Annotated in this window: 19 protein-coding genes; 17 read left to right on the plus strand and 2 right to left on the minus strand. The window is 72.1% G+C overall.

Annotation, left to right across the window (positions count from 1 at the left end; translation table 11 throughout):
• The first annotated feature begins 96 nt into the window (after positions 1-96).
• The 5 genes from infB (at position 97) to truB (ending at position 6,004) form a co-directional block, all read left to right on the plus strand.
• Positions 97-3,219, plus strand: coding sequence for a translation initiation factor IF-2 (gene infB / locus ACFYUV_RS47940; RefSeq protein WP_387682047.1), 3,123 nt, complete (start codon positions 97-99; stop codon positions 3,217-3,219).
• A gap of 120 nt (positions 3,220-3,339) precedes the next feature.
• A complete protein-coding gene (locus ACFYUV_RS47945) occupies positions 3,340-3,636 on the plus strand; it encodes a DUF503 domain-containing protein (protein ID WP_352320823.1) in 297 nt (98 codons plus the stop codon).
• Positions 3,637-3,675: 39 nt separating this feature from the next.
• Positions 3,676-4,116 (plus strand): 30S ribosome-binding factor RbfA, encoded by a 441-nt coding sequence (rbfA, locus tag ACFYUV_RS47950; protein ID WP_358298430.1) that lies wholly within the window; start codon positions 3,676-3,678, stop codon positions 4,114-4,116.
• The gene (locus ACFYUV_RS47955) at positions 4,113-5,150 is read left to right on the plus strand and encodes a bifunctional oligoribonuclease/PAP phosphatase NrnA (protein WP_364340294.1); all 1,038 of its coding nucleotides are present in this window, start codon (positions 4,113-4,115) and stop codon (positions 5,148-5,150) included. The genes rbfA and ACFYUV_RS47955 overlap by 4 nt, the downstream gene beginning before the upstream one ends.
• Positions 5,132-6,004 (plus strand): tRNA pseudouridine(55) synthase TruB, encoded by an 873-nt coding sequence (gene truB / locus ACFYUV_RS47960; RefSeq protein WP_387682052.1) that lies wholly within the window; start codon positions 5,132-5,134, stop codon positions 6,002-6,004. Before ACFYUV_RS47955 ends, truB begins: the two co-directional genes overlap by 19 nt.
• A 17-nt stretch (positions 6,005-6,021) precedes the next feature.
• Here the strand turns inward: truB and ACFYUV_RS47965 are convergent, their stop codons facing one another.
• Positions 6,022-7,041 (minus strand): TRM11 family SAM-dependent methyltransferase, encoded by a 1,020-nt coding sequence (locus tag ACFYUV_RS47965; protein WP_387682055.1) that lies wholly within the window; start codon positions 7,039-7,041, stop codon positions 6,022-6,024.
• Between the two features lie 102 nt (positions 7,042-7,143).
• Here ACFYUV_RS47965 and ACFYUV_RS47970 point away from each other — a divergent pair, with 102 nt between their 5' ends.
• The 8 genes from ACFYUV_RS47970 to ACFYUV_RS48005 all read left to right on the plus strand — a co-directional run bounded on the left by ACFYUV_RS47970 (position 7,144) and on the right by ACFYUV_RS48005 (position 16,289).
• Positions 7,144-8,070 carry a bifunctional riboflavin kinase/FAD synthetase gene (locus ACFYUV_RS47970; RefSeq protein ID WP_358298422.1) on the plus strand — a complete coding sequence of 309 codons (927 nt, stop codon included), beginning with the start codon at positions 7,144-7,146 and terminating at the stop codon, positions 8,068-8,070.
• A 190-nt stretch (positions 8,071-8,260) separates the two neighbouring features.
• Positions 8,261-8,530, plus strand: a complete 270-nt coding sequence (gene rpsO / locus ACFYUV_RS47975; RefSeq protein ID WP_090945762.1) for a 30S ribosomal protein S15 — start codon at positions 8,261-8,263, stop codon at positions 8,528-8,530.
• 395 nt (positions 8,531-8,925) lie between these two features.
• Positions 8,926-11,262 (plus strand): polyribonucleotide nucleotidyltransferase, encoded by a 2,337-nt coding sequence (locus tag ACFYUV_RS47980; protein WP_387682058.1) that lies wholly within the window; start codon positions 8,926-8,928, stop codon positions 11,260-11,262.
• A 46-nt stretch (positions 11,263-11,308) separates the two neighbouring features.
• A complete protein-coding gene (locus ACFYUV_RS47985) occupies positions 11,309-12,616 on the plus strand; it encodes a pitrilysin family protein (protein WP_358298418.1) in 1,308 nt (435 codons plus the stop codon).
• Between the two features lie 114 nt (positions 12,617-12,730).
• Complete coding sequence (dapB, locus tag ACFYUV_RS47990; RefSeq protein WP_357988077.1) at positions 12,731-13,468, plus strand: 4-hydroxy-tetrahydrodipicolinate reductase; 738 nt, start codon at positions 12,731-12,733, stop codon at positions 13,466-13,468.
• Positions 13,469-13,614: 146 nt separating this feature from the next.
• Entirely contained in the window at positions 13,615-14,088 is a 474-nt protein-coding gene (locus ACFYUV_RS47995) for a GNAT family N-acetyltransferase (RefSeq protein ID WP_387682061.1), read from the plus strand.
• A gap of 9 nt (positions 14,089-14,097) precedes the next feature.
• Complete coding sequence (locus ACFYUV_RS48000) at positions 14,098-14,760, plus strand: TenA family protein (protein WP_387682064.1); 663 nt, start codon at positions 14,098-14,100, stop codon at positions 14,758-14,760.
• Positions 14,751-16,289, plus strand: a complete 1,539-nt coding sequence (locus ACFYUV_RS48005; RefSeq protein WP_387682067.1) for a PucR family transcriptional regulator — start codon at positions 14,751-14,753, stop codon at positions 16,287-16,289. Before ACFYUV_RS48000 ends, ACFYUV_RS48005 begins: the two co-directional genes overlap by 10 nt.
• Here the strand turns inward: ACFYUV_RS48005 and ACFYUV_RS48010 are convergent.
• Entirely contained in the window at positions 16,276-16,569 is a 294-nt protein-coding gene (locus tag ACFYUV_RS48010) for a glutaredoxin domain-containing protein (protein WP_387682070.1), read from the minus strand. The two genes, ACFYUV_RS48005 and ACFYUV_RS48010, sit on opposite strands and share 14 nt — an antisense overlap.
• Before the next feature lie 72 nt (positions 16,570-16,641).
• Between ACFYUV_RS48010 and ACFYUV_RS48015 the strand changes: the two genes are divergently transcribed.
• From ACFYUV_RS48015 to ACFYUV_RS48030, 4 genes are read left to right on the plus strand one after another with little or no spacing between them, the layout of a single operon-like run.
• Entirely contained in the window at positions 16,642-18,264 is a 1,623-nt protein-coding gene (locus tag ACFYUV_RS48015; protein WP_387682072.1) for an ABC transporter substrate-binding protein, read from the plus strand.
• The gene (locus ACFYUV_RS48020) at positions 18,264-20,123 is read left to right on the plus strand and encodes a prolyl oligopeptidase family serine peptidase (protein WP_387682075.1); all 1,860 of its coding nucleotides are present in this window, start codon (positions 18,264-18,266) and stop codon (positions 20,121-20,123) included. Before ACFYUV_RS48015 ends, ACFYUV_RS48020 begins: the two co-directional genes overlap by 1 nt.
• The gene (locus ACFYUV_RS48025; protein ID WP_387682077.1) at positions 20,123-21,076 is read left to right on the plus strand and encodes an ABC transporter permease; all 954 of its coding nucleotides are present in this window, start codon (positions 20,123-20,125) and stop codon (positions 21,074-21,076) included. Before ACFYUV_RS48020 ends, ACFYUV_RS48025 begins: the two co-directional genes overlap by 1 nt.
• Positions 21,073-21,915, plus strand: a complete 843-nt coding sequence (locus ACFYUV_RS48030) for an ABC transporter permease (RefSeq protein ID WP_387682081.1) — start codon at positions 21,073-21,075, stop codon at positions 21,913-21,915. The genes ACFYUV_RS48025 and ACFYUV_RS48030 overlap by 4 nt, the downstream gene beginning before the upstream one ends.

A 21,915-nucleotide genomic window follows, 5' to 3' on the forward strand; every position in this document is an offset into this window, starting at 1 on the left:
GCTATGAGCGCCTGATGAGCACGCGGCGATGAAGACGTCAAGTTAACGACGGTCCGGACGGCACAGCCAGCCTCCCGGGCCGAGTAAGGGAGTGCAGTGGCGAAGGTCCGGGTATACGAGCTCGCTAAGGAGTTCGGCGTAGAGAGCAAGGTCGTCATGGCCAAGCTCCAAGAGATGGGGGAGTTCGTCCGTTCGGCGTCCTCGACCATCGAGGCGCCGGTGGTCCGCAGGCTCACCGAAGCTCTGGGCGCATCGAAGGGTGGGCCCTCCAGGGGCGGCGGTTCGTCGTCCAACAGGCCGCAGCCGCCCAAGGCTGCGCCCCGTCCGGCAGAACACCAGGCCGGCAACGGCGCCGCGGAGGCGCCGACCCCTACTCCTCCGCGTCCGGGTCCGGCTCCGCGGCCAGGTCCGCGTCCCGGCCCCGCGGGTCCCGCGGGCGGCGCGCAGCCGCGTCCGCCGGTGCCGATGCCCCACCAGCCGCAGCAGCAGCCCGAGGCTGCGCGCGGCGAGACCTCCGGGGCTCCGCAGGCCCGCTTCGAGAGCGCGGCCGGTTCCGGCGCGCCCGCCCGTCCGACTCCGGGGCCGCGTCCGGGTCCCGCCGCCCGTCCGGGTCCCAAGCCCGGTCCGGCGCCTCGTCCCGGGCAGCCTTCCGGTGGTGGCGGCGGCGGTCAGCAGCAGGCCCCGCGTCCGGGTGCGCCCGCAGGCGGCGGCCCGCGTCCTGGTCCCGGTCCCAAGCCGGGTCCGCGTGGCCCGCGTCCGGGTAACAACCCGTTCTCGTCCAACGCCAGCGGCATGGGCCAGTCGCGTCCGCCGCGTCCCGGCGGCAACCGCGACGGCGGTGGCCCCGGCCAGCGCGAGCGTCGTGAGGGTCCGCCGCGTGACGGCGCGATGCCGCGTCCGCCGCGTCCCGGTGGCGGCGGCGAGGCCGGTCCGCGTCCCGCGGGTCCGCGTCCCGGTCCGCCCGGTGCGGCCGGTCCGCGTCCGGGTCCCGGCGCCGGTGGTCCGCGTCCGGGTGGGCCGCGTCCCAACCCGATGATGATGCCGCAGGGTCGTCCCGCCGGTCCGGGCGGTGGCCCGCGTCCTGGTGGCGGCGGCGGTGGCGGTCGTCCCGGCGGCGGTGGCGGCGGTGGCCGTCCCGGCGGTGGCGGCGGTCGTCCCGGTGGCGGCGGCGGCTTCGCCGGTCGTCCCGGTGGCGGCGGCGCAGGTCCCCGTACCGGCACCGGTGGTCCCGGTGGCGGCGGCGGTGGCTTCGGCGGTCGTCCGGGTGGCGGCGGCCGTGGTCGCGGCGGTGGCACGGCGGGCGCGTTCGGGCGTCCCGGCGGCCGTCCCGCGCGTGGTCGTAAGAGCAAGCGTCAGAGGCGCCAGGAGTTCGACAACATGTCGGCGCCGGCGATCGGCGGTGTGCAGGTCGCTCGCGGCAACGGCGCGACGATCCGCCTGCCGCGCGGCGCGTCGCTGTCCGACTTCGCCGACCGCATCGGCGCGAACCCCGCCTCGCTCGTGCAGATCATGCTGCACCTCGGCGAGATGGTGACCGCGACCCAGTCGGTCAACGAGGAGACGTTGCAGCTCCTCGGCGCGGAGCTCGACTACAACATCCAGGTCGTCAGCCCGGAGGAGGAGGACCGCGAGCTTCTCGAGGCCTTCGACATCGAGTTCGGCGAGGACGAGGGCGACGAGGGCGACCTCGCCGCGCGTCCGCCGGTCGTGACCGTCATGGGTCACGTCGACCACGGTAAGACCAAGCTGCTCGACGCCATCCGCAAGACCAACGTGGTGGCGCGCGAGGCCGGTGGCATCACCCAGCACATCGGTGCCTACCAGGTCGCCACGACGCACGAGGGCGAAGACCGCAAGGTCACCTTCATCGACACCCCGGGTCACGAGGCGTTCACTGCCATGCGTGCCCGAGGCGCCAAGTCCACCGACATCGCGGTGCTGGTGGTCGCGGCCGACGACGGTGTGAAGCCGCAGACGATCGAGGCGCTCAACCACGCCCAGGCGGCCGACGTGCCGGTCGTGGTCGCGGTGAACAAGGTCGACAAGGAGGGTGCCGACCCCAACAAGGTCCGCGCCCAGCTCACCGAGTACGGCCTGGTCGCCGAGGAGTACGGCGGCTCGACCCTGTTCGTCGACATCTCGGCGAAGAACGGCACGGGCATCGACAACCTCCTCGAGGCGATCCTGCTCACCGCCGACGCCGAGCTCGACCTGCGGGCCAACCCGACGATGGACGCCCAGGGCATCGCGATCGAGGCGCACCTCGACAAGGGCCGCGGCCCCGTCGCGACCGTCCTGGTCCAGCGCGGCACGCTGCGCGTGGGCGACTCGATCGTGTGTGGCGAGGCCTTCGGCCGCGTCCGCGCGATGCTCGACGACAACGGCGACCCGGTCGAGGAGGCCACGCCGTCCCGTCCGGTCCTGGTCATGGGTCTGACGGCCGTGCCGAGCGCCGGTGACAACTTCATCGTCGTCACCGACGACCGGATGGCCCGCCAGATCGCCCAGCAGCGCGCGGCGCGCAAGCGCAGCGCCGACATGGCGAAGTCGAGCCGTCGCCGCACCCTCGAAGAGCTGTTCAGCGACCTTGAGAAGGGTCGCGTCGACGAGCTCAAGCTCATCATCAAGGGTGACGTGTCCGGTTCGGTGGAGGCCCTGGAAGACGCCCTGCTCAAGATCGACGTCGGCGACGAGGTCAGGCTCCGTGTCCTGCACCGCGCGGTCGGCGCCATCACCGAGTACGACGTCAACCTGGCCGTCGCCGACGACAACGCGGTCATCATCGGCTTCAACGTCCGCCCCGAGCCTCGGGCGCGCGACCTGGCCGAGCGCGAGGGCGTCGACATCCGCTACTACTCGGTCATCTACCAGGCGATCGAGGAGATCGAGGCGGCGCTCAAGGGCATGCTCAAGCCCGAGTTCGAAGAGGTCCAGATGGGCACCGCAGAAGTCCGCGAGGTCTTCAAGGTGCCGAAGATCGGCAACGTCGCCGGTTCGCTGGTCCGCTCCGGCACGATCGTCCGCAACAGCAAGGCCAGGGTGATCCGCGATGGCGTCGTCATCGCCGACAACCTGACCGTCTCGTCCCTGCGTCGCTTCAAGGATGACGCCACCGAGGTCCGCGAGGGCTTCGAGTGCGGCATCGGTGTCGGTTACAACGACATCCGGATCGACGACACGATCGAGACGTTCGAGATGCGGGAGAAGCCGCGGGCCTGACCCGCGGCCGGGCGCCCGGCGGAACCTCCGCCGGGCGCCTCTCGCACGCCCGGGCCCCCTTCCCACCGCAGCGGGCCGGTCGTGCTTCCACCCCACCAGGCCAAGCGGTGGTTTCACACGATGTATGTGGGTGCTCTGACCCTGGACATCCTGCTCGGCGACGTGCGTTCGCTGAAGCAGAAGCGCTCTGTCGTCCGGCCTCTGATCGCCGAGCTGCAGCGACGTTACCCGTCCATCGCGGTGGCCGAGACCGGCCATCTTGACCTGCATCGCAGGTGCGAGGTGGGCGTCGCGGTGATCTCCGCCTCCGCGGGTAACTGCAAAGAGGTGATGGACGCCTGCGAGCGGATGGTGGCCTTCCGCCCTGAGATCGAGTTGCTGTCAGCCAGACAGCGCCTCTACAACGACGAAGATTGAACGACAGCACGGCCAGGTCGTGCGTGAGGGGGAGCGAACATGGTGGATGCCGCACGAGCGAGCAAGCTCGCCGACCGCATCCAGCAGATCGTCGCCGAGATGCTGGAGCGCCGGATCAAGGACCCGCGCCTGGGCTTCGTCACCGTGACCGACACGCGGATCACGGCTGACCTGCGTGACGCGACGGTGTTCTACACAGTGTTCGGCTCCGACGCGGAGCGGTCCGACACCGCGGCCGCCCTGGAGAGTGCCAAGGGCATCATCCGCGCCGAGGTGGGCCGCCAGACCGGCGTGCGCTTCACCCCGACGCTGACGTTCCGGCACGACCCGCTGCCCGACAGCGCCCGCCAGCTCGACGACCTGATCAACGCCGCCAGGGCGCGGGACGCCGAGGTGGCGCGCCGGGCCGAGGGCGCGGCCTACGCCGGCGAGGCCGACCCCTACAAGAAGCCCGATGAGGGTGAGGACGACCAGGCGTGACGTCGCACGTGCGCGCCCGAGCCGAGCAGCCCTCCCAGGAGGCCACGGACATCCCCGAGGCCGCCTGGGAGCGCGCGGTCCAGCTCATCGGCCAGGTCGACGAGGTCGCCCTGGCCTGTCACGTGTCGCCCGACGGCGACGCGCTCGGCTCGATGCTGGCCGTCGGTTACGTGCTGCGCTCGATCGGCAAGCGGGTCGTGGCCTCCTTCGGTGACCAGTACTTCGCGGTCCCGCGGATCCTGCGGTTCCTGCCGGGGCAGGAGATGTTGTGCCCGCCGGCCGACTATCCCGAGGCCCCGGCGTTGATGATCACCTTCGACTCCTCCACGTTCGAGCGGCTGGGCCTGCTCAGCCCCAACGCGGCCAGGGCGGAGGAGGTCATCGTGATCGACCATCACCCGTCCAACGCCGGGTTCGGCACGCACAGCCTCATCGACCCGCGGGCGGCGGCCACGGCCATGCTGGCCGAGCAGCTCATCTACCGGCTCGGCGGCAGCCTCGACCGGGACATCGCCACCTGCCTGTACACCGGCCTGGTGACCGACACGGGCTCCTTCCGCTACGCCTCGACCACGCCGGCCGTGCACCGGATGGCGTCCCGGCTGGTGGCCACGGGCCTGCACACCGACGAGATCGCCCGCGAGCTGTGGGACCGCTCGCCGTTCGGCTACCTCAAGGTGCTGGCCAGGGCGCTCGACCGGGTGCAGCTGGAGGGCTCGATGGTCTGGACGTACGTGCCGCGGGTCGACCGGGCCGCGTACGGGCTGCCGTACTCGGAGATCGAGGGCATGATCGACATCGTCCGCCGTACCGACGAGGCCGAGATCGCGGTCGTGCTCAAGGAGGACGACCACGGCGACTGGCAGGTGTCGACCAGGTCCAAGGGCGGGGTCGACGTGGCGGCCGTGTGCGCCGCGCTGGGCGGCGGCGGGCATCACAACGCGGCCGGGTTCACCTCCTACGACAGCGTGGAGGAGACCATGGCCAAGTTCAGACGAGAGCTGGGGAAGGCTGGATGGCCGAGAGCGGTCTGATCATCGTCGACAAGCCGGGCGAGTGGACCTCGCACGACGTGGTGGCCAAGATGCGGCGCATCGCGGGCACCCGCCGCGTCGGGCACGCCGGCACGCTCGACCCGATGGCCACGGGCGTGCTGGTGATCGGGGTGGAGAAGGCGACCCGGCTGCTCGGGCACCTGGCGCTGACCGAGAAGGTCTACGAGGCCACGATCCGGCTGGGCGTGTCCACCAACACCGACGACGCCGAGGGCGAGACCGTGGCCACGGCGTCGGCGGCGGAGGTGGGCGCGGCCGAGGTGCACAAGGGCGTCGAGGCGCTCACCGGCGCCATCATGCAGGTGCCGCCGCAGGTCAGCGCCATCAAGGTCAACGGGCAGCGGGCGTACAAGATGGCCCGCGCGGGCGAGGAGGTCGCGCTCGCGGCCCGGCCCGTCACCGTGTACGGCTTCGACGTGCTCGACATCAGGGCCGCCGGCGACGTCGTGGACGTCGACGCGGTCGTCACCTGCTCCAGCGGCACCTACATCCGGGCCCTGGCCCGCGACCTGGGGGCCGCGCTCGGCGTCGGCGGCCACCTGACGAGCCTGCGCCGGACCCGGGTCGGCCCCTACGACCTGTCGCTGGCCCGCGGCATCGACCAGCTCGCCGAGGAGTGCGTGGTGCTGCCCATCGGCGAGGCGGTGTCGGCGGCGTTCCCGCGCCGGGACGTGACCGCCGAGGAGGCGCGCGTGATCGGCCACGGCGGCCGGCTGCCCGCGGCCGGGCTCGGAGCCGGGCCGATCGGCGTGTTCGGTCCGGCGGGCGAGCTGCTGGCGCTGGTGGAGGAGCAGGGCCGGATCGCCAAGCCCCTGGCCGTGTTCGCGGGCTGAGCCGCGGCCTTCGCTTGTCAGGCGGGTTTGCGGGCTACCAGGATGTCGCGGACGATCGCCTGGTCGACCCAGTGCTCGAAGTCGGGGTAGTCCATGACCTCCAGGCCCGCGCCGGTGAGGATCGCGGCCAGCTCGGCGCTCTTGCCGCCGTAGGTGTTCCAGGAGATGCCCATCGCGCCGCCGGGGCGCAGCAGCTCGGCCCAGACCGGCACGGCCTGCCGCAGCAGCTCCAGCGGGCTGCGGGACAGGCCGCCGCCGCCCTTGCTGCCGTGCTGGACGCCGTAGGGGGCGTCGGTCACGACGACGTCGAACGTGCGGGGCTTGAAGAACTCGCGGCTCTTGAGCGTGTCGGCGTTGACCACGGCCAGCTGCTGCACGTCGCCCGCCTTGACGGCCTCCTTCGACAGCCCGAACGTGACGTTGAGCCGCCGCCCCACCAGCGCCCGCGCCCGCCGCACCGGCACGGTCTCGGCGGTGTGCTTGAGCCGCTTGTTGCGCAGCCAGGTCTTGATGAACGTCGTGTACGCCTCGAAGTCCTTGCCGTCGACGTCGAGGCCGTAGGCGTCGTAGCCGTACATGAGGGCCTGGTTGAGGGTGGTGCCGCGGCCGCACATCGGGTCGAACACCGACAACTTCCCGGACATGGGCCGGTCGGAGGCGAGCACGGTGACGTTGAGCAGCAGCTTGGTGAAGTGCTCGTTGGTCTTGCCGGCGTATTTCTGGATGGTCAGCAGGTCGCTGCTCAGCCGGTCGAGGGGGCGCATGGCCAGCGGGCGCAGCAGGTCGCCCTCGACGCCGAAGACCGCGTAGACGGAGGACAGGTTGGACAGCAGCGCGACGTCGGACTCCGACAGCGGCTCGGCGGTCTCGAACGTGATGTACGGGACGCCGCCGATGGTGGTCTCCGCGCTGTCCAGCACGGTGTTCTCGATGGCGTGGTCGCTGAAGACGGCCAGCTCGCCCCTGGTCAGACGTGGGGAGCTCTCGCCGTAGACCCGGTTGAAGGCGGGCAGGATCAGGAGCGCGTATCGAGGCATGATGGCTCATCCTACTTGCGGGAATACCGCGCTCCGCCCCTCGATTGGAGGTGAGCGGGAGGTGCATGGCAGGCTTGTGTCGGATTGATCTGCCACGAACGAATGGGGCCTAGCGTGCGGGGTTCGAGAAGGTCTGTGGTGACCATCGGCGTGTACGACGGGGTCCATCGCGGGCATCGCAAGGTGATCGAGCGGACGGTCGAGCTGGCCCGCGAGCGGGGGGCGCGCAGCGTGGCGGTCACGTTCGAGCCGCATCCCGACGAGGTGGTGCGGCCGGGCACCCGGCGGGCGCGGCTGACCACGCTCAAGCGGCGCGCCGAGCTGCTGGCCGAGCTGGGCATCGACGACGTCGAGGTGGTGGAGTTCACCCTCGACCTGTCCAGGACGAGCCCCGACGACTTCGCCCAGGGCGTGCTGAGCGAGCGCCTCGGGGCGGCGGTGGTCGTGGTGGGTGCGGACTTCACGTTCGGGCACCACGCCGCCGGCGACGTCGAGACGCTGCGCACGCTGGGCGACAAGTACGACTTCGAGGTCGAGGTGGTGCCCCTGCTCGACGGCGTCTCCTCGACCTCCGCGCGCGAGCTGATCGTCGCCGGTGACGTCGAGGGCGCCGCGGCCGAGCTGGGCCGTCCCCATCGGGTGGAGGGCGTGGTGGTGCGCGGCTACCAGCGCGGGCGGCAGCTCGGCTTCCCGACCGCCAACGTCGAGACGCCGCAGCAGACGGCCATCCCGGCCGACGGGGTCTACGCGGGGTGGCTGGAGTGCGTCCCGGTGGCCAACCTGCCCGCGCCGTACGAGGGCGAGCGGTGGCCGGCGGCGATCTCGGTGGGCACGAACCCGACGTTCGAGGGCGTGCCGCGTACCGTGGAGGCGTACGCGCTCGACCGCGACGACCTGGAGCTCTACGGGGTGCACGTGGCGGTGGAGTTCGCCGCCCGGCTCAGGGGCAACACCCGTTTCGAGTCGATCGAGGCGCTGATCGACCAGATCCACGCCGACGTCGACGCCGCCCGCCGCATCACGTCGTGACACCGGCCGCGGCGGGCGCGGAACGTTCGCGGGCGCGAAACGCTTGACTCCGATGGTAACCTTGCATGTCGGCTCTGTAACGGTGGCGCTGCTGCGCTGCCCATGACGGCCTTCACGCGGCGACTGTAGGCACGCACGGTCGTTCGCACTCTCATCTCATTCGCGCGTGTCCGTAGATCGAAGGAGAGCCGTGTCCCTCGACACCGCTGCCAAGAAGACCATCATCAGTGAGTACGCGACGGCCGAAGGCGACACCGGTTCGCCCGAGGTGCAGATCGCGCTGCTCAGCAAGCGCATCAGCGAGCTCACCGAGCACCTGAAGACGCACAAGCACGACCACCACAGCCGTCGTGGCCTGCTTCTGCTCGTCGGTCGCCGGCGTCGTCTGCTGAAGTACCTGCAGAAGGTCGACATCCAGCGTTACCGTTCGCTCATCGAGCGACTCGGTCTGCGCCGATAGCATGAAAGGGAGCGGCGCCCGGCGCCGCTCCCTTCTCATATGGCTCCGCCCATGTGGGTAGGAGCACACACGACCGGCGCGTCGTGGCGGCGAGCCGCCGCGCCGTCGGCGTACAACTGAATATCCGAGACACACAGCCCCCGCGTCCGATTCAGCACCATGCGACCCGCGACGCCTGCGGGCCGGTCCTCGGTAGTGGCTTCCGGTAAGAACGACCGGGCGCTTCGATCGAAGACCGGCGCTGCACCTTCTATGGGGGACACGCTGACGGATCGCCGCCGCCGTGCCACCGGGCACGACGGATGGGCGGCCGTCTGACGAGCGGGTCCCTTCATAGGCACGAGGGTGCCGGTGAGAAAAGAGGGCGCGGGTGACCGACCACAAGGAGGTCCCCCGTGGAGGGTGTCCACACCGCTGAAGCCGTCATTGACAACGGCTCTTTCGGCACGCGCACGGTCCGGTTCGAGACCGGTCGTCTCGCGCGCCAGGCGGCGGGTTCCGCCGTCGCCTATCTCGACAACGACACGATGGTGCTCTCGGCCACCACCGCGTCCAAGGCTCCCAAGGAGAACTTCGACTTCTTCCCGCTCACGGTCGACGTCGAGGAGCGCATGTACGCCGCGGGCCGCATCCCCGGCTCGTTCTTCCGCCGTGAGGGCCGTCCGTCCGAGGACGCGATCCTGACCTGCCGCCTGATCGACCGGCCGCTGCGCCCGTCGTTCGTCAAGGGCCTGCGCAACGAGATCCAGGTCGTCGCCACGGTCATGGCGCTCAACCCCGACCACCTCTACGACGTGGTCGCCATCAACGCCGCCTCGCTGTCCACGCAGCTCGCCGGGCTGCCGTTCTCCGGCCCGATCGGCGGCGTGCGGGTCGCGCTGATCGAGGGCCAGTGGGTGGCCTTCCCGACGCACCCCGAGCTGGAGCGGGCCACGTTCGACATGGTCGTGGCGGGCCGTCTGCTCGACGACGGCGACGTCGCGATCATGATGGTCGAGGCCGAGTCCACCAAGGACACGCTCAAGCTGGTCGCCGACGGCGCGGTCGCGCCGACCGAGGAGACCGTCGCGCAGGGCCTTGAGGCCGCCAAGCCGTTCATCAAGGTGCTGTGCGAGGCGCAGTCCCGCATCGCGCAGGTCGCCGCCAAGGAGACCGCCGAGTACCCGGTCTTCCTCGACTACCAGGACGACGTCTACAACGCGGTCGAGGCCGCGATCAAGACCGAGCTGGGCGCCGCGCTGACCATCGCCGGCAAGCAGGAGCGCGAGACCGAGCTCGACAAGGTCAAGGCGCTGGCCGCCGAGCGGCTGCTGCCCGAGTTCGAGGGGCGCGAGAAGGAGATCTCCGCCGCGTTCCGCTCGGTGATGAAGAAGCTCATGCGCGAGCGGGTCGTCAAGGAGGGCGTCCGCATCGACGGCCGCGGCACCAAGGACATCCGCGCCCTGTCGGCCGAGGTCCACGTGGTGCCCCGGGTGCACGGCTCGGCCCTGTTCGAGCGCGGCGAGACCCAGATCCTGGGCATCACCACGCTGAACATGCTGCGCATGGAGCAGAACATCGACACGCTCAACCCCGAGCGGACCAAGCGCTACATGCACAACTACAACTTCCCGCCGTACTCCACCGGTGAGACGGGCCGCGTGGGCTCGCCCAAGCGCCGCGAGATCGGTCACGGCGCGCTGGCCGAGCGGGCGCTCATCCCGGTGCTGCCCTCGCGCGAGGAGTTCCCGTACGCCATCCGCCAGGTCTCCGAGGCCCTCGGCTCCAACGGCTCCACCTCGATGGGCTCGGTCTGCGCGTCCACGATGGCGCTGCTGGACGCCGGTGTGCCGCTCAGGGAGATGGTCGCCGGCATCGCGATGGGCCTGATCAGCGAGGGCGGCAGCTACGTCACGCTGACCGACATCCTCGGCGCCGAGGACGCCATGGGCGACATGGACTTCAAGGTCGCCGGCACCAAGGACGTCATCACCGCCCTGCAGCTCGACACCAAGCTCGACGGCATCCCCGCCTCCGTGCTGGCCGCCGCGCTGAAGCAGGCCAAGGGCGCCCGCCTGGCGATCCTCGACGTGATGCAGGAGGCGATCGACTCCCCGGCGGAGATGAACCCGACCGCGCCGCGCATCATCACGATCAAGGTCCCGGTCGACAAGATCGGCGAGGTCATCGGCCCGAAGGGCAAGATGATCAACCAGATCCAGGACGACACGGGCGCCGAGATCACCATCGAGGACGACGGCACGATCTACATCGGCGCCACCGACGGGCCCTCCGCCGAGGCGGCCCGTTCGGCGATCAACGGCATCGCGAACCCGCACATGCCCGAGGTCGGCGAGCGTTACCTGGGCACGGTCGTCAAGATCGCGGCCTTCGGCGCGTTCGTCTCGCTCATGCCCGGCAAGGACGGCCTGCTGCACGTCTCCCAGATCCGCAAGCTGCACGGCGGCAAGCGCATCGAGAACGTCGAGGACGTCATGGGCGTCGGCGAGAAGATCCAGGTCGAGATCGCCGAGATCGACGGCCGGGGCAAGCTCTCCCTCGTGCCCGTCGAGGTCATCGAGAAGGAGGCCGCCGAGAAGGAGGCCAAGGCCGCGGCCGGCGCCGAGGACGGCGAGGCTCCCGCGCCCGAGGCCGACTCCGCCGCCGCCGAGGACAAGCCGGAGCGGCCGCGCCGCACCCGGACCCGCGTGCGCACCAGCCGCCCCAACGAGGGCGACGACCGCAACTCGTGACCGGGCAACCACAGTTCTCGGCACCCCCGAAGCAGGAGGCCTCGTGATGACCACCACGCTGCACCCCGGCAAGGACGGAGCCGGGGTCGTCAGGCGCACCGTCCTGCCGGGCGGGCTCCGTGTGGTGACCGAGACCATGCCGACCGTGCGGAGCGTCGCGGTCGGCATGTGGGTCGGCATCGGCTCGCGTGACGAGGCCCCCGAGCACATGGGGGCCACCCACTTCCTCGAACACCTGCTGTTCAAGGGCACGCCCACGCGGGACGCGATGGAGATCTCGGCCTCCATCGAGGGCATCGGCGGAGAGATCAACGCCTTCACCGCCAAGGAGTACACCTGCTACTACGCGCGGGTCCTCGACGAGGACCTGCCCGTGGCGGTCGACGTGCTCGCCGACGTGGTGACCAGCTCGCTGATCACCGAGGAGGACGTCGAGTCCGAGCGCGGGGTGATCCTGGAAGAGATCGCCATGCACGACGACGACCCGTCCGACGTGGTGCACGAGCAGTTCGCCGCCGCGCTCTACGGCGACTCGCCGATCGGCCGGCCCATCCTGGGCACGGTCGACTCGATCAACGCCCTGGGCCAGGAGCGCATCGCCGAGTACTACCACCGGTACTACCGGCCGCGTACGACGGTGGTGTCGGTGGCGGGGAACGTGCGGCACGAGGAGGTCGTCGAGCTGGTCGCCCGCGCGTACGAGCGGGCGGGCGCGCTGGAGGGCCCCTACGAGTTCGCCCCGCCGCGCACCAGCGGTCCGGGCGCCGAGACCCGTTCCGGGGTCAGGGTGCTGGACCGGCCGACCGAGCAGGCCAACCTGGTGCTCGGCACGACCGGCATGTCCCGCACCGACGACCGCAGGTTCGCGCTCGGCGTGCTCAACGCCGCGCTGGGCGGCGGCATGTCCTCCCGGCTCTTCCAGGAGATCAGGGAGAAGCGCGGGCTGGCCTACTCGGCCTACAGCTACACCTCGGCCTACGCCGACACCGGGCAGTTCGGGATCTACGTGGGCTGCCTGCCCTCGAAGATCGACGACGTGCTCAAGATCTGCCGCGACGAGGTGTCCCGGGTGGTGGCCGAGGGCATCACCGCCGACGAGATCATGCGCGGCAAGGGGCAGATGCGCGGCGGGCTCGTGCTCGGGCTGGAGGACACCGGGTCGCGCATGTCGCGGATCGGCAAGAACGAGCTGGTCTACGACGAGCTGATGTCGGTCGACGAGGTGCTGGCCCGGATCGAGGCGGTCACCCCCGACGAGATCGGGGAGGTCGCCCGTGACGTCCTGAACCGGCCGCTCACGCTGGCCGTCATCGGGCCGTACGGGGACAAGGACTTCTCGGAGGCCATCGCCTGACCGGGTTCGCCCCGGCCGGGGTTGTCATGAAGGGGGAGAGCGGGATTCCGCTCTCCCCCTTCTCGGTTCGGGGGGTGCTTGGGAGGGGGTGGCGGGCGTAATAGGGTTGGGGGCGTGATCAGGGTTGGTGTGCTGGGCGCGCGTGGTCGCGTGGGCGTCGAGGTGTGCAAGGCGGTCGAGGCTGCGGACGACCTGGAGCTGGTGGCCGCGCTCGACAAGGACGATCCCGTCGAGGGGCTCGAAGGCGCCGAGGTGGTGGTCGACTTCACCCATCCCGACGTGGTCATGGGCAACCTGGAATGGGCCATCGCCCACGGCGTGCACCCGGTGGTGGGCACCACGGGGTTCGACGCCGGCCGGCTGGAGACCGTGCGCGGGTGGCTGGAGCGTTCGCCGGGCGTCAACTGCCTGATCGCCCCCAACTTCGGCATCGCGGCGGTGCTCATGATGCACTTCGCGCAGCAGGCGGCCCGCCACTTCGAGTCCGTCGAGATCATCGAACTGCACCACCCGAACAAGGCCGACGCCCCTTCGGGCACCGCCCGGCGTACCGCTGAGCTGGTGGCCGAGGCGCGCGGCAAGGCCGGGCTCGGCGGGATGCCCGACGCCACCAGCACCGCCCTCGACGGCGCCCGCGGCGCCGACGTCGGCGGGGTGCACGTGCACGCGGTGCGCCTGTCCGGGCTGATCGCCCACCAGGAGGTGCTGCTCGGCGGCGACGGCGAGATCCTCACCATCCGGCACGACACGATGAGCAGGTCGGCGTTCACGCCGGGCGTGCTGCTGGGCGTGCGCCGGGTGCGCGAGCTGCCCGGCCTCACCGTGGGCCTGGAGCCCCTGCTCGACCTGTGACCGCTGCACGACGTGCCCATGACCGCATGTGACAGGGGTCATGGGCACGTCGTGAGGAGAGGGTCCCGGCTCCGCACAGCCGGGCCTACGATCATCAACACTAATACCAGCGGCGTGGTCCACCCGAAACATGAGACCGTGTCGTCATGGTGCGATGGGCCGCCCCGGACGAGCTGGCCGGGCTGATCTCTGTGGAACTGGCCGCCGACAAGCTGTTCGAGCAGGCCGGCATAGTCTTCCCGGCGGGCACGACGATGGTCGAGGACGTCACGGACGCGACCTCGGTGCTCGTCGAGGGCGACCCGCCGGCCGGGTTCGCGCTGATCGGCCGGGTCGACGGCAACCTGCATCTCGACCAGCTCGCGGTGCACCCCGACCACATGCGGCAGGGCATCGGCGGGCGGCTGGTGGAGGCGGTGGCCGACCACGCGCGGGCGGTCGGGGCGCCGGCGGTCACGCTGACGACGTTCCGCGACGTGCCCTGGAACGCCCCCTGGTACGAGCGGCACGGCTTCGCGGTGCTGCCCGAGGCCGAGTGGGGGCCGGAGCTGCGGGCGCTGGTGGAACACGAGCGCGAGCTGGGCATCGAGGTGGCGCCGCGGGTCGTGATGCGCCGATAGCCTGGGCGGGTGAGCCGGTTTCGTGATGAGTTGTGGCAGGTCGTCGGCGGTGTGTACGACCAGATCCTGGCCCACCCGTTCCTGTCGGGGCTGACCGACGGATCCCTGCCGCGGGAGGCGTTCCGCCACTACGTGGTGCAGGAGGCGCACTTCCTGCCCGACTACGCCAGGGCGCTGGCGGCGTGCGCGGCGCGTTCGCCGGAGCCGTCCGGGGTGCAGCGTTTCGCCCGCGACGCCGCCATGACCGTCGAGGTGGAGCACAGCCTCGTGGTGGAGCTGCTGGCCGCGTTCGGGCTGGACGAGGCCGACGCGCGCAGGACGCCCGCCGGGCCCACGACGGTCGGGTACACCTCGTACCTGGTGCGCACGTGCTCGCTGGGCACGTTCCCGGAGGCGCTGGGCGCGATCGTGCCCTGTTACTGGATCTACGCCCGGGTCGGCGAGACCCTGCTCGGCCGGTCCTCTCCCGACCCGCTCTACGCCTGGTGGATCGACACCTACGGCGGCGAGGGCTACCAGGAGACCGTGGCGGGAGTGCTCGACCTGCTGGACGGGCTGGCGCCGGCCGGCGAGGAGCGGCTGCGGCTGCTCGACCGCGCGCTCACCACGGCCCGCTACGAGTGGATGTTCTGGGACGCGGCCTGGCGCCGGGAGGGCTGGCCATGCGGCTGAGGGACCTCCTCCAGGCCGGCCAGCTCGCCCTGAAGGTGCTGACCGGGCATGATCTGCTCGACCGGCGCGTACGCGGCGTCGCCACGACCGACCTGCCCGACCCGGCCATGTTCGTCAAGGCGGGCGAGCTGGTGCTCACCGAGCTGACCTGGCACACCGGCCCGGCCTCCTCGCGCGACTTCGTCGCCAAGCTCGGGGACGTGGCGGCGCTGGTCGCCGGCACCGCGCTCAAGGTGCCGCCGGCCGACCTGATCGACGCCTGCGCCGAGGCCGGGCTGCCGCTGCTCACCCTGCCGGTGGACGTGCCGTTCAGCCAGGTCACCGAGCACGTCCTGCGGGCCCTGATCGCCGAGCTGGGCACGCCGCCGCGGCCCGCGTACGCCGCCCGCAGGCGGCTGGCCAGCACCCTGGTCGACGGCGGCAGCCTCACCAAGCTCGTCACGGCGGTGGCGGGCGAGCTGGACGTGCCCTGCTGGGTGCTCTCGCCCACGGGCCGGGTGGTCGTCGGCTCCCAGCCGCTGGACGCCGCGGCCCGGCTGCGGCTGGCGCACACGTTCCTGACCGCGCGGTTCCTGCCCGGGATGGTGACGCAGGAGGACGGGACGGCGCTGTCGGTGTTCCCGGTCAGCAAGGGGGCGCCCCACCGCATCGCCAACTGGTTCCTGGCGTACGCGGGGGAGCAGGTGCAGGGCGAGAACGAGGACCTGGTCGTCGAGCTGGCCGCGCTGGTGGCGCTGGAGCGCTCGCGGCTGGAGGCGGCGCAGCGCATCGAGCGGCGGGTGCTCGACCAGCTCCTGACGCTGCTGGAGTCGGGCGACGCGGCGCTGCCCGGCGTGGTGTCGCGGCTGCACACGCTGCACGTGGAGACCGAGCACGGCCTGCTGGCCGTCGCCCTGTCGGCGCGGCTCGACGACGGTGGCGGCGGCGAGGTCGCCGTGCCCGTGCTGGACGAGCTGCTGCGGCCGCTGGCGCCCGGCATCGTCACGGCCACCGGCCCCGCCGAGGCGGTCGCGCTCGTCCCGCTGGCGGGCAACACGGCCGACGAGCTGACGGCCCACGTGCTCCAGGGCGCGCGCACCCTGGAGGCGGGGCTCGGCCAGGGCCGCATCACGCTCGGGGTGAGCAGCGTGACGACCGGTCCGGCGGCGCTGAGCAGCCTGATCGAGGAGGCCAGGCACGCGCTCACGCTGGCCGGCCTGAGCGGCGACCGGGTCAGCGTGATCACCGGCGACGACGTCAGCTCCCATCGCACGCTGCTGGCCGCCATCCCGGGGGAGCTGCGCCGGGCGTTCCGGTCGCGGCTGCTGGGGCGGCTGGAGTCGTACGACGCGGCCAACCAGACGGACCTGCTGGAGACGTTGCAGGCGTACCTGGAGGAGTCGGGCTCGTGGGCGGCCACGGCCGAGCGCCTGCACGTGCACGTCAACACGCTGCGCTACCGGCTGCGCCGGATCGAGGAGCTGACCGGCAGGTCGCTCAACTCCTGGGACGAGCGGGTCGACTTCATGCTGGCCCTCAGGATGCGCTGAGCCGCGCCCGCACCTCCTCCACACCCGGGTTGACCAGGGCGGAGCCGTCCGGGAAGACGACCGTGGGGATGAGCCAGGAGCCGCCGTTGAGCTCGGCGATGAGGTCGACGGCGCCGGGGGTCTCGTCCACGTCGATCTCGGTGTACTGGATGCCGGCGCGGGAGAGCTGCGCCTTCAGCCGGTGGCAGTGACCGCACCAGGGAGCGCTGTACACGGTGATCATGTATTTCCGATTCGTTAGGTGGGTTTGACTGGTGGCGCAGACGCCGAATACTCTCATGTGCCAACTGGAGTTTACCGGTAGACACTGCAGCTAGGCGGGTTGACCGGTCGTGTGAAAGTAGGGTCCCCGGTGACCGATCTGCCTGTCTCCCGGCGTTCTGTCCTGCGGTCCGCCGCCTTCGCGGGGGCGCTCGCCGTGCTGCCCGGCCTGCTGTCGGCGTGCGGGCCGGCCGAGCAGGAGGCGGGGACGGCCGCCAAGAAGAGCCTCGACGTCCTGCGCGTCGCGCTGCCCTCCTCCATCGGGTCGCTGGACGCGGCCAAGGAGGCGGGCATCATGAACTACGTCGTGGCCCTCCTCGTGCAGGAGTCCCTGGTCGGCGTCGGCCCGGACGGCAGCCTCCAACCGTCCCTGGCCGAGTCCTGGGCCAGGAAGGACGCCACCACCTACGTCTACAAGCTGCGCCCCGGCGTGACGTTCTCCGACGGCAGCCCGCTCACCGCCGCCGACGTGGTCGCCAGCCTGAACCTGCACGCCAAGAAGGGCTCGACCACCGCCTTCGCCTACGCCTACGCCAACGTGGACACGATCGAGGCCACCGGCGACGCCGAGGTGACGATCAAGCTCAAGAGCCCCGACGCGGCCTTCGCGTGGGTGCCCACGCCCGGCACGCTGCTGGTGACCAGCGCGAAGTTCATCGAGGCCACCGGCGAGCGCATCGGCACGCCGGAGGGCAAGCTGCTGGGGACGGGGCCGTACAAGGTGGCCGAGTTCGCCCCCGACTCGCACGTCACGCTGGAGCGCAACGACGCCTACCGGGGCGGCAAGCCGGCCTTCCGGCAGATCAGGATCGACTTCATCCCCGAGGAGTCCACGCGGCTGCTGGCCATGCGCGGCGACAACGTGGACGTCGCGCTCAACGTGCCGGCCGAGCAGATCGACCAGTGGAAGGCGGTGCCCGGCGCGCAGGTGCTGACCGCCGCCGACCGCTCGCTGGTCACGCTGGCCTTCAACACGGCCAAGAAGCCCTGGGACGACGTGCACGTGCGCCGGGCCGTCGCCCACGCCGTGGACCGCGAGGGCATCGTCAGGAGCGTGCTGCGCGGCCACGGCAAGGTCGCCACCGCCATCCCGGACCCGGCCCAGTGGGGCGGCGTGCTGGACGAGGCCGAGGTCACCGCCCTGTACGCGGCCATCCCCCAGTACGGCTTCGACCTGGCCCAGGCCAAGGCCGAGCTGGCGAAGTCGGCCACGCCGCAGGGGTTCGCCGACACGCTCACGTACCCGAGCAGCGGCCCGCAGCTCGGGCGGGCGGCGCTCACCCTGGCCGAGAACCTCAAGACCATCGGCATCACGCTGGAGGTCAAGGAGGTGCCGCTCGAACAGTGGATCGCCGACCTCGGCAAGCACGGCTCCGGCGTCTACCTCGGCTGGTACTTCGCCACCACCGGCGACCCCGCCGAGTACGTCCAGCAGCTCCTGCACGGCGGCGCCACCGGCGAGAACGGCACCAACATCGCCGAGTACGACAACGCCGAGGTGACCGGCCTGCTGGACCAGGCCAAGGCGGGCACCGACGACGCCGCCCGGGGCAAGCTGCTCGGCCAGGCGCTGGTCAGGGCGGCGGCGGACGTGCCGTACCAGCCGCTGTGGTGGGGCGAGGCGGCCACCGCGTTCGGCAGGGCGGTCGCCGCCGAGGGCTTCGGTCCCTACTTCTTCGTCGGCCCGTGGGCGACGAAGGTGGCCGCACGCTGATGACCGACGCCATCCACGCGAGCCGGGCGGCCGGCACGCGCGCCCCCATCGACGTGCATCAGGCGCTGGCCGGGTTGCGTTATCCCGAGTCGGTGTCGCTGCACCCCGGCGGCGACCGCGTCGCCTGCGTGATCGACGGCGTCGCGTACGTCGTCGGGCTCGACGGCGCCATGGAGGCCGCGGGCGACTGCCACGGCCCGGTCCGCTGGCTGCCCGACGGGCGGCTGCTGCGCACGCCGTCGCCGTCCGAGCTGGCCGTCGACGGCTGGCGGGCCCGCGTCGACGGCGAGATCGAGGACCTGATCCCCGGCGACGACGGCACCGTCCTGGTCCGGCTGGCCGACCCCGGCAGCGAGCGCGACGGCAGCCACCTGGGCCTGCGCGTGCACGACCCGTCCGACCCCTTCGTCCTGACGCCGGGCGGGCGGCTGCGCCGCCTGGCCTGGTTCGAGATCGGCGACGACCGCCCGCGCGAGCTCGCGCTGCCCGGCCTGACCGTGTGGGACGCCGACTGGCGCGGACGCCGCGCCCTGGCCGTGACCTCGGAAGACGAGACGCCCGCCGGGTACTACCGGCCCCGGCTCGACCTGATCGAGGACGGCGAGGTGCGCACGTTGCACCGCACGTCCTGGCAGCTCGCCCGGCCCCGGCTGGCCCCGGGCGGACGGGCCGCCGTGGTGGTCGAGGGGCTGTCGATCGTCTCGGGCCGCGTCCTGCGGGCCGACCTGGTCACGGGGCAGGTCGCCTACCTGGGCGACCTGGACGACGTCACCGACCTCGGCTGGCTGGACGACGACACCCTGTGGTTCACCGGCTGGTCGGGCACCGGCGTGCACGGCGGGGTGCTCAGCGCCGCCGACGGCCGCGTCCTGAGCCGCTGGACGGCCCGGGGAACGCTGGGCGGCCGCGACGGCCAGCCCTCGCTGTCCGTGGACCGCACCGGCACGGTGGCCGCGGCCTGCTGGGAGAGCCCCGAGCAGCCGCCCGAGGTCGCCGTGGCCGTCCTGCGGGAAGGCGACTGGCGTGCGGTCACCGCGCTCAACGCCGGCCTGGCCGGACTGGCGGCGCACCAGGAGGAGATCACCTGGACGGGCCGCGACGGCCTGCCGGTCAGCGGCCTGCTGCTCACCACCCCCGGCGCCGGAGAGGGACCCAGGCCGCTGGTCGTCATGGTGCACGGCGGGCCCACCTGGTTGTGGTCCAGCTCGTTCGCGCCCGCCGAGTCCAACCAGCTCGCCGTGCCGCTGGCGCACGCCGGCGCCGCCGTGCTGCTGCCGAACCCCAGAGGCAGCAGCGGCCGCGGCCAGGACTACGCCCGCGCGGTCATCGGCCAGGTCGGCGCGGCGGACCTGGACGACGTGCTGGCCGGCGTGGACCACCTGGTCGCCGCGGGTGTCGCCGACCCCGGCCGGACCGCGGTCATGGGCCTGAGCTACGGCGGATACCTGACCGCCTGGGCCGTCACCCGCACGAGCCGCTTCCGCGCCGCCGTCGTCATGTCCGGCGTGAGCGACTGGCTGAGCTTCTCCACCGCCAGCAACCTCGCGGGCGGCTTCGACCCGCTCTACCACGCCGGGGCCGACCCGGCCACCAGCGAGGGACGCGAACGCCTGGCCGCCCGCTCACCCGTGCACCACGCCGCCAAGGCCGCCACCCCGACCCTGATCCTGCACGGCGAGCGCGACCGCACCACCCCACCCGGCCAGGCGGAACAGCTCTATCGGGCCTGGTCGGCGGCGGGCGTGAGCACTCAGCTGGTCCTCTACCCTCGGGAGGGTCACGAGCTGGTCGAGCCCGCCCACCGCAGGGACGCGGCGGAGCGCGTGATCGGCTGGCTGACCGGGGGCGGGGTGTTGTGATGGGCTGGGCCGGGTTCCTGCTGCGCAGGTCCGCGGGCACCGCGGCCGTCGTGCTGCTGCTGTCGGCCGGCGTGTTCGGCCTGCTCTACCTGGCCCCGGGCGACATCCAGCAGACCCTGCTCGGCACCCGTCCGGCCACCGCCGACACGATCGCCGCCCTGCGGGGCCGCTACCACCTCGACGACCCCGTCGCCGTCCAGTACCTGCGCTGGCTCGGCGGCGTGCTCGGCGGCGACCTCGGCACCTCCATCAGGACCGGCCAGCCGGTCTCCGGGATGCTCGGCGAACGCCTGCCGCGCACGCTCGTCCTGACCGGCTACGGCACGCTCCTGGCCGCGCTGGCGGGCCTGCCGCTCGGCGTGCTGGGCGCGCTGCGCAAGGGCCGGGCGAGCGACCGCCTGGTGGTGACCGCCGGGGTGGTGGGGCTGAGCGCGCCGCCGTTCGCGGTCGGCCTGCTGCTGCTCGTGGTGTTCGCGCTCGGGCTCGGCTGGTTCCCCGTCTACGGCACGGGGGAGGGGTTCGCGAGCGAGTTGTGGCACCTGACGCTGCCCGCCGTCGCGCTGGCGGCCGGGGCGGCCGGGATGCTGCTGCGCTTCAGCAGGGCCGCGCTCGTCCGCGAGCTCGACCAGGACTACGTGGTCTTCGCCCGCGCCCGCGGCCTGAGCGCGCCCGTCGTGCTCGGCTACGCCATGCGCAACTCGCTGGTGCCCGTGCTGACCGCGGCCGGGCTCGTCGTCACCGGCATGCTCGCCGGGACCGTGCTGGTGGAGGTCACGTTCGCGCTGCCGGGGCTCGGGTCGCTGCTGGTCGACTCGGTCACCTTCAAGGACGTGCCGGTGGTGCAGGCGCTCGCGCTGCTGCTCACCCTCCTGATCGCCGCCGTCAACCTGCTGGTGGACGTCGCCTACTCGGTGGCCGACCCGCGCGTGCGGCTCGGCGGGGGGCCGTCGTGACCGCGCCTGCCCGTACGCGCGGGCGTGCCGTGATCCGCCGGTTCCCGATCGCCGTGCCGCTGGCGCTGGCCGTGCTCGTGGTCGTCGTGGCCGCCGCCGCGTTCGCGCCCTGGCTGGTCCCCGGCGCCACCGCCCAGGACCTGATGACCGGCATCTCCATGCCCGGCCCCGGCCACCCGCTCGGCACCGACGACCTGGGCCGCGACGTGCTGAGCCTGCTCGTTGCGGGGGCCCGCACCGCCGTGCCGGGGGCGTTCGCCGTGGCCGCCGGGTCCATGCTGATCGGCAACCTGCTCGGCCTGGCCGCCGGCTACTTCGGCGGCTGGCCGGACACCCTGGTCATGCGCTGGGCCGACCTGATGTTCTCGCTGCCCGCGCTGCTGGTCGCGATCGTCGTGGCGGGCGTGCTGGGCGGCGGTTACGGCCTGGCCGTCGCCGTGCTGGTGGTGCTGTTCGCGCCCACCGACACGCGGGTGGTGCGCGGCGCGGTCCTGGAGCAGCGGCACCGGCCCTACGTCGAGGCGGCGCTGCTCAAGAACCTGTCGTCCTGGCGGATCATGACCCGGCACATCTGGCCGAACATCGTCCCGGTCAGCCTGGCCTCGGCCTTCCTGAACTTCGCCTTCGCCCTGGTCTCGCTGTCGTCGTTGTCCTTCCTCGGCCTGGGCGTCCCGGCCGGATCGCCCGACTGGGGGCGCACGCTGGCCGACAACCGCACCCAGCTGCTGGCCAACCCGTGGGCGGTCATCGCGCCCGGCCTGGCCGTGATCGTCACCGCCGCCGCGCTCAACCTGGTGGGCGACTGGCTGCACGAACGCTTCGAGCGGAGGGCCCGGTGA

Source organism: Nonomuraea sp. NPDC003560, from assembly GCF_042878785.1.
Lineage (GTDB): Bacteria > Actinomycetota > Actinomycetes > Streptosporangiales > Streptosporangiaceae > Nonomuraea.

What these genes read in the sequence shown, in the direction of transcription:
- ACFYUV_RS47945 (WP_352320823.1), top strand. Translation starts at nt 3,340, where the DNA reads ATGTATGTGGGTGCTCTGACCCTGGACATCCTGCTCGGCGACGTGCGT.
- rbfA (WP_358298430.1), top strand. Translation starts at nt 3,676, where the DNA reads ATGGTGGATGCCGCACGAGCGAGCAAGCTCGCCGACCGCATCCAGCAG.
- truB (WP_387682052.1), top strand. Translation starts at nt 5,132, where the DNA reads ATGGCCGAGAGCGGTCTGATCATCGTCGACAAGCCGGGCGAGTGGACC.
- ACFYUV_RS47965 (WP_387682055.1), bottom strand. Translation starts at nt 7,041, where the DNA reads ATGCCTCGATACGCGCTCCTGATCCTGCCCGCCTTCAACCGGGTCTAC.
- ACFYUV_RS47970 (WP_358298422.1), top strand. Translation starts at nt 7,144, where the DNA reads ATGGGGCCTAGCGTGCGGGGTTCGAGAAGGTCTGTGGTGACCATCGGC.
- ACFYUV_RS47985 (WP_358298418.1), top strand. Translation starts at nt 11,309, where the DNA reads ATGACCACCACGCTGCACCCCGGCAAGGACGGAGCCGGGGTCGTCAGG.
- ACFYUV_RS47995 (WP_387682061.1), top strand. Translation starts at nt 13,615, where the DNA reads ATGGTGCGATGGGCCGCCCCGGACGAGCTGGCCGGGCTGATCTCTGTG.
- ACFYUV_RS48005 (WP_387682067.1), top strand. Translation starts at nt 14,751, where the DNA reads ATGCGGCTGAGGGACCTCCTCCAGGCCGGCCAGCTCGCCCTGAAGGTG.
- ACFYUV_RS48010 (WP_387682070.1), bottom strand. Translation starts at nt 16,569, where the DNA reads ATGAGAGTATTCGGCGTCTGCGCCACCAGTCAAACCCACCTAACGAAT.
- ACFYUV_RS48020 (WP_387682075.1), top strand. Translation starts at nt 18,264, where the DNA reads ATGACCGACGCCATCCACGCGAGCCGGGCGGCCGGCACGCGCGCCCCC.
- ACFYUV_RS48025 (WP_387682077.1), top strand. Translation starts at nt 20,123, where the DNA reads ATGGGCTGGGCCGGGTTCCTGCTGCGCAGGTCCGCGGGCACCGCGGCC.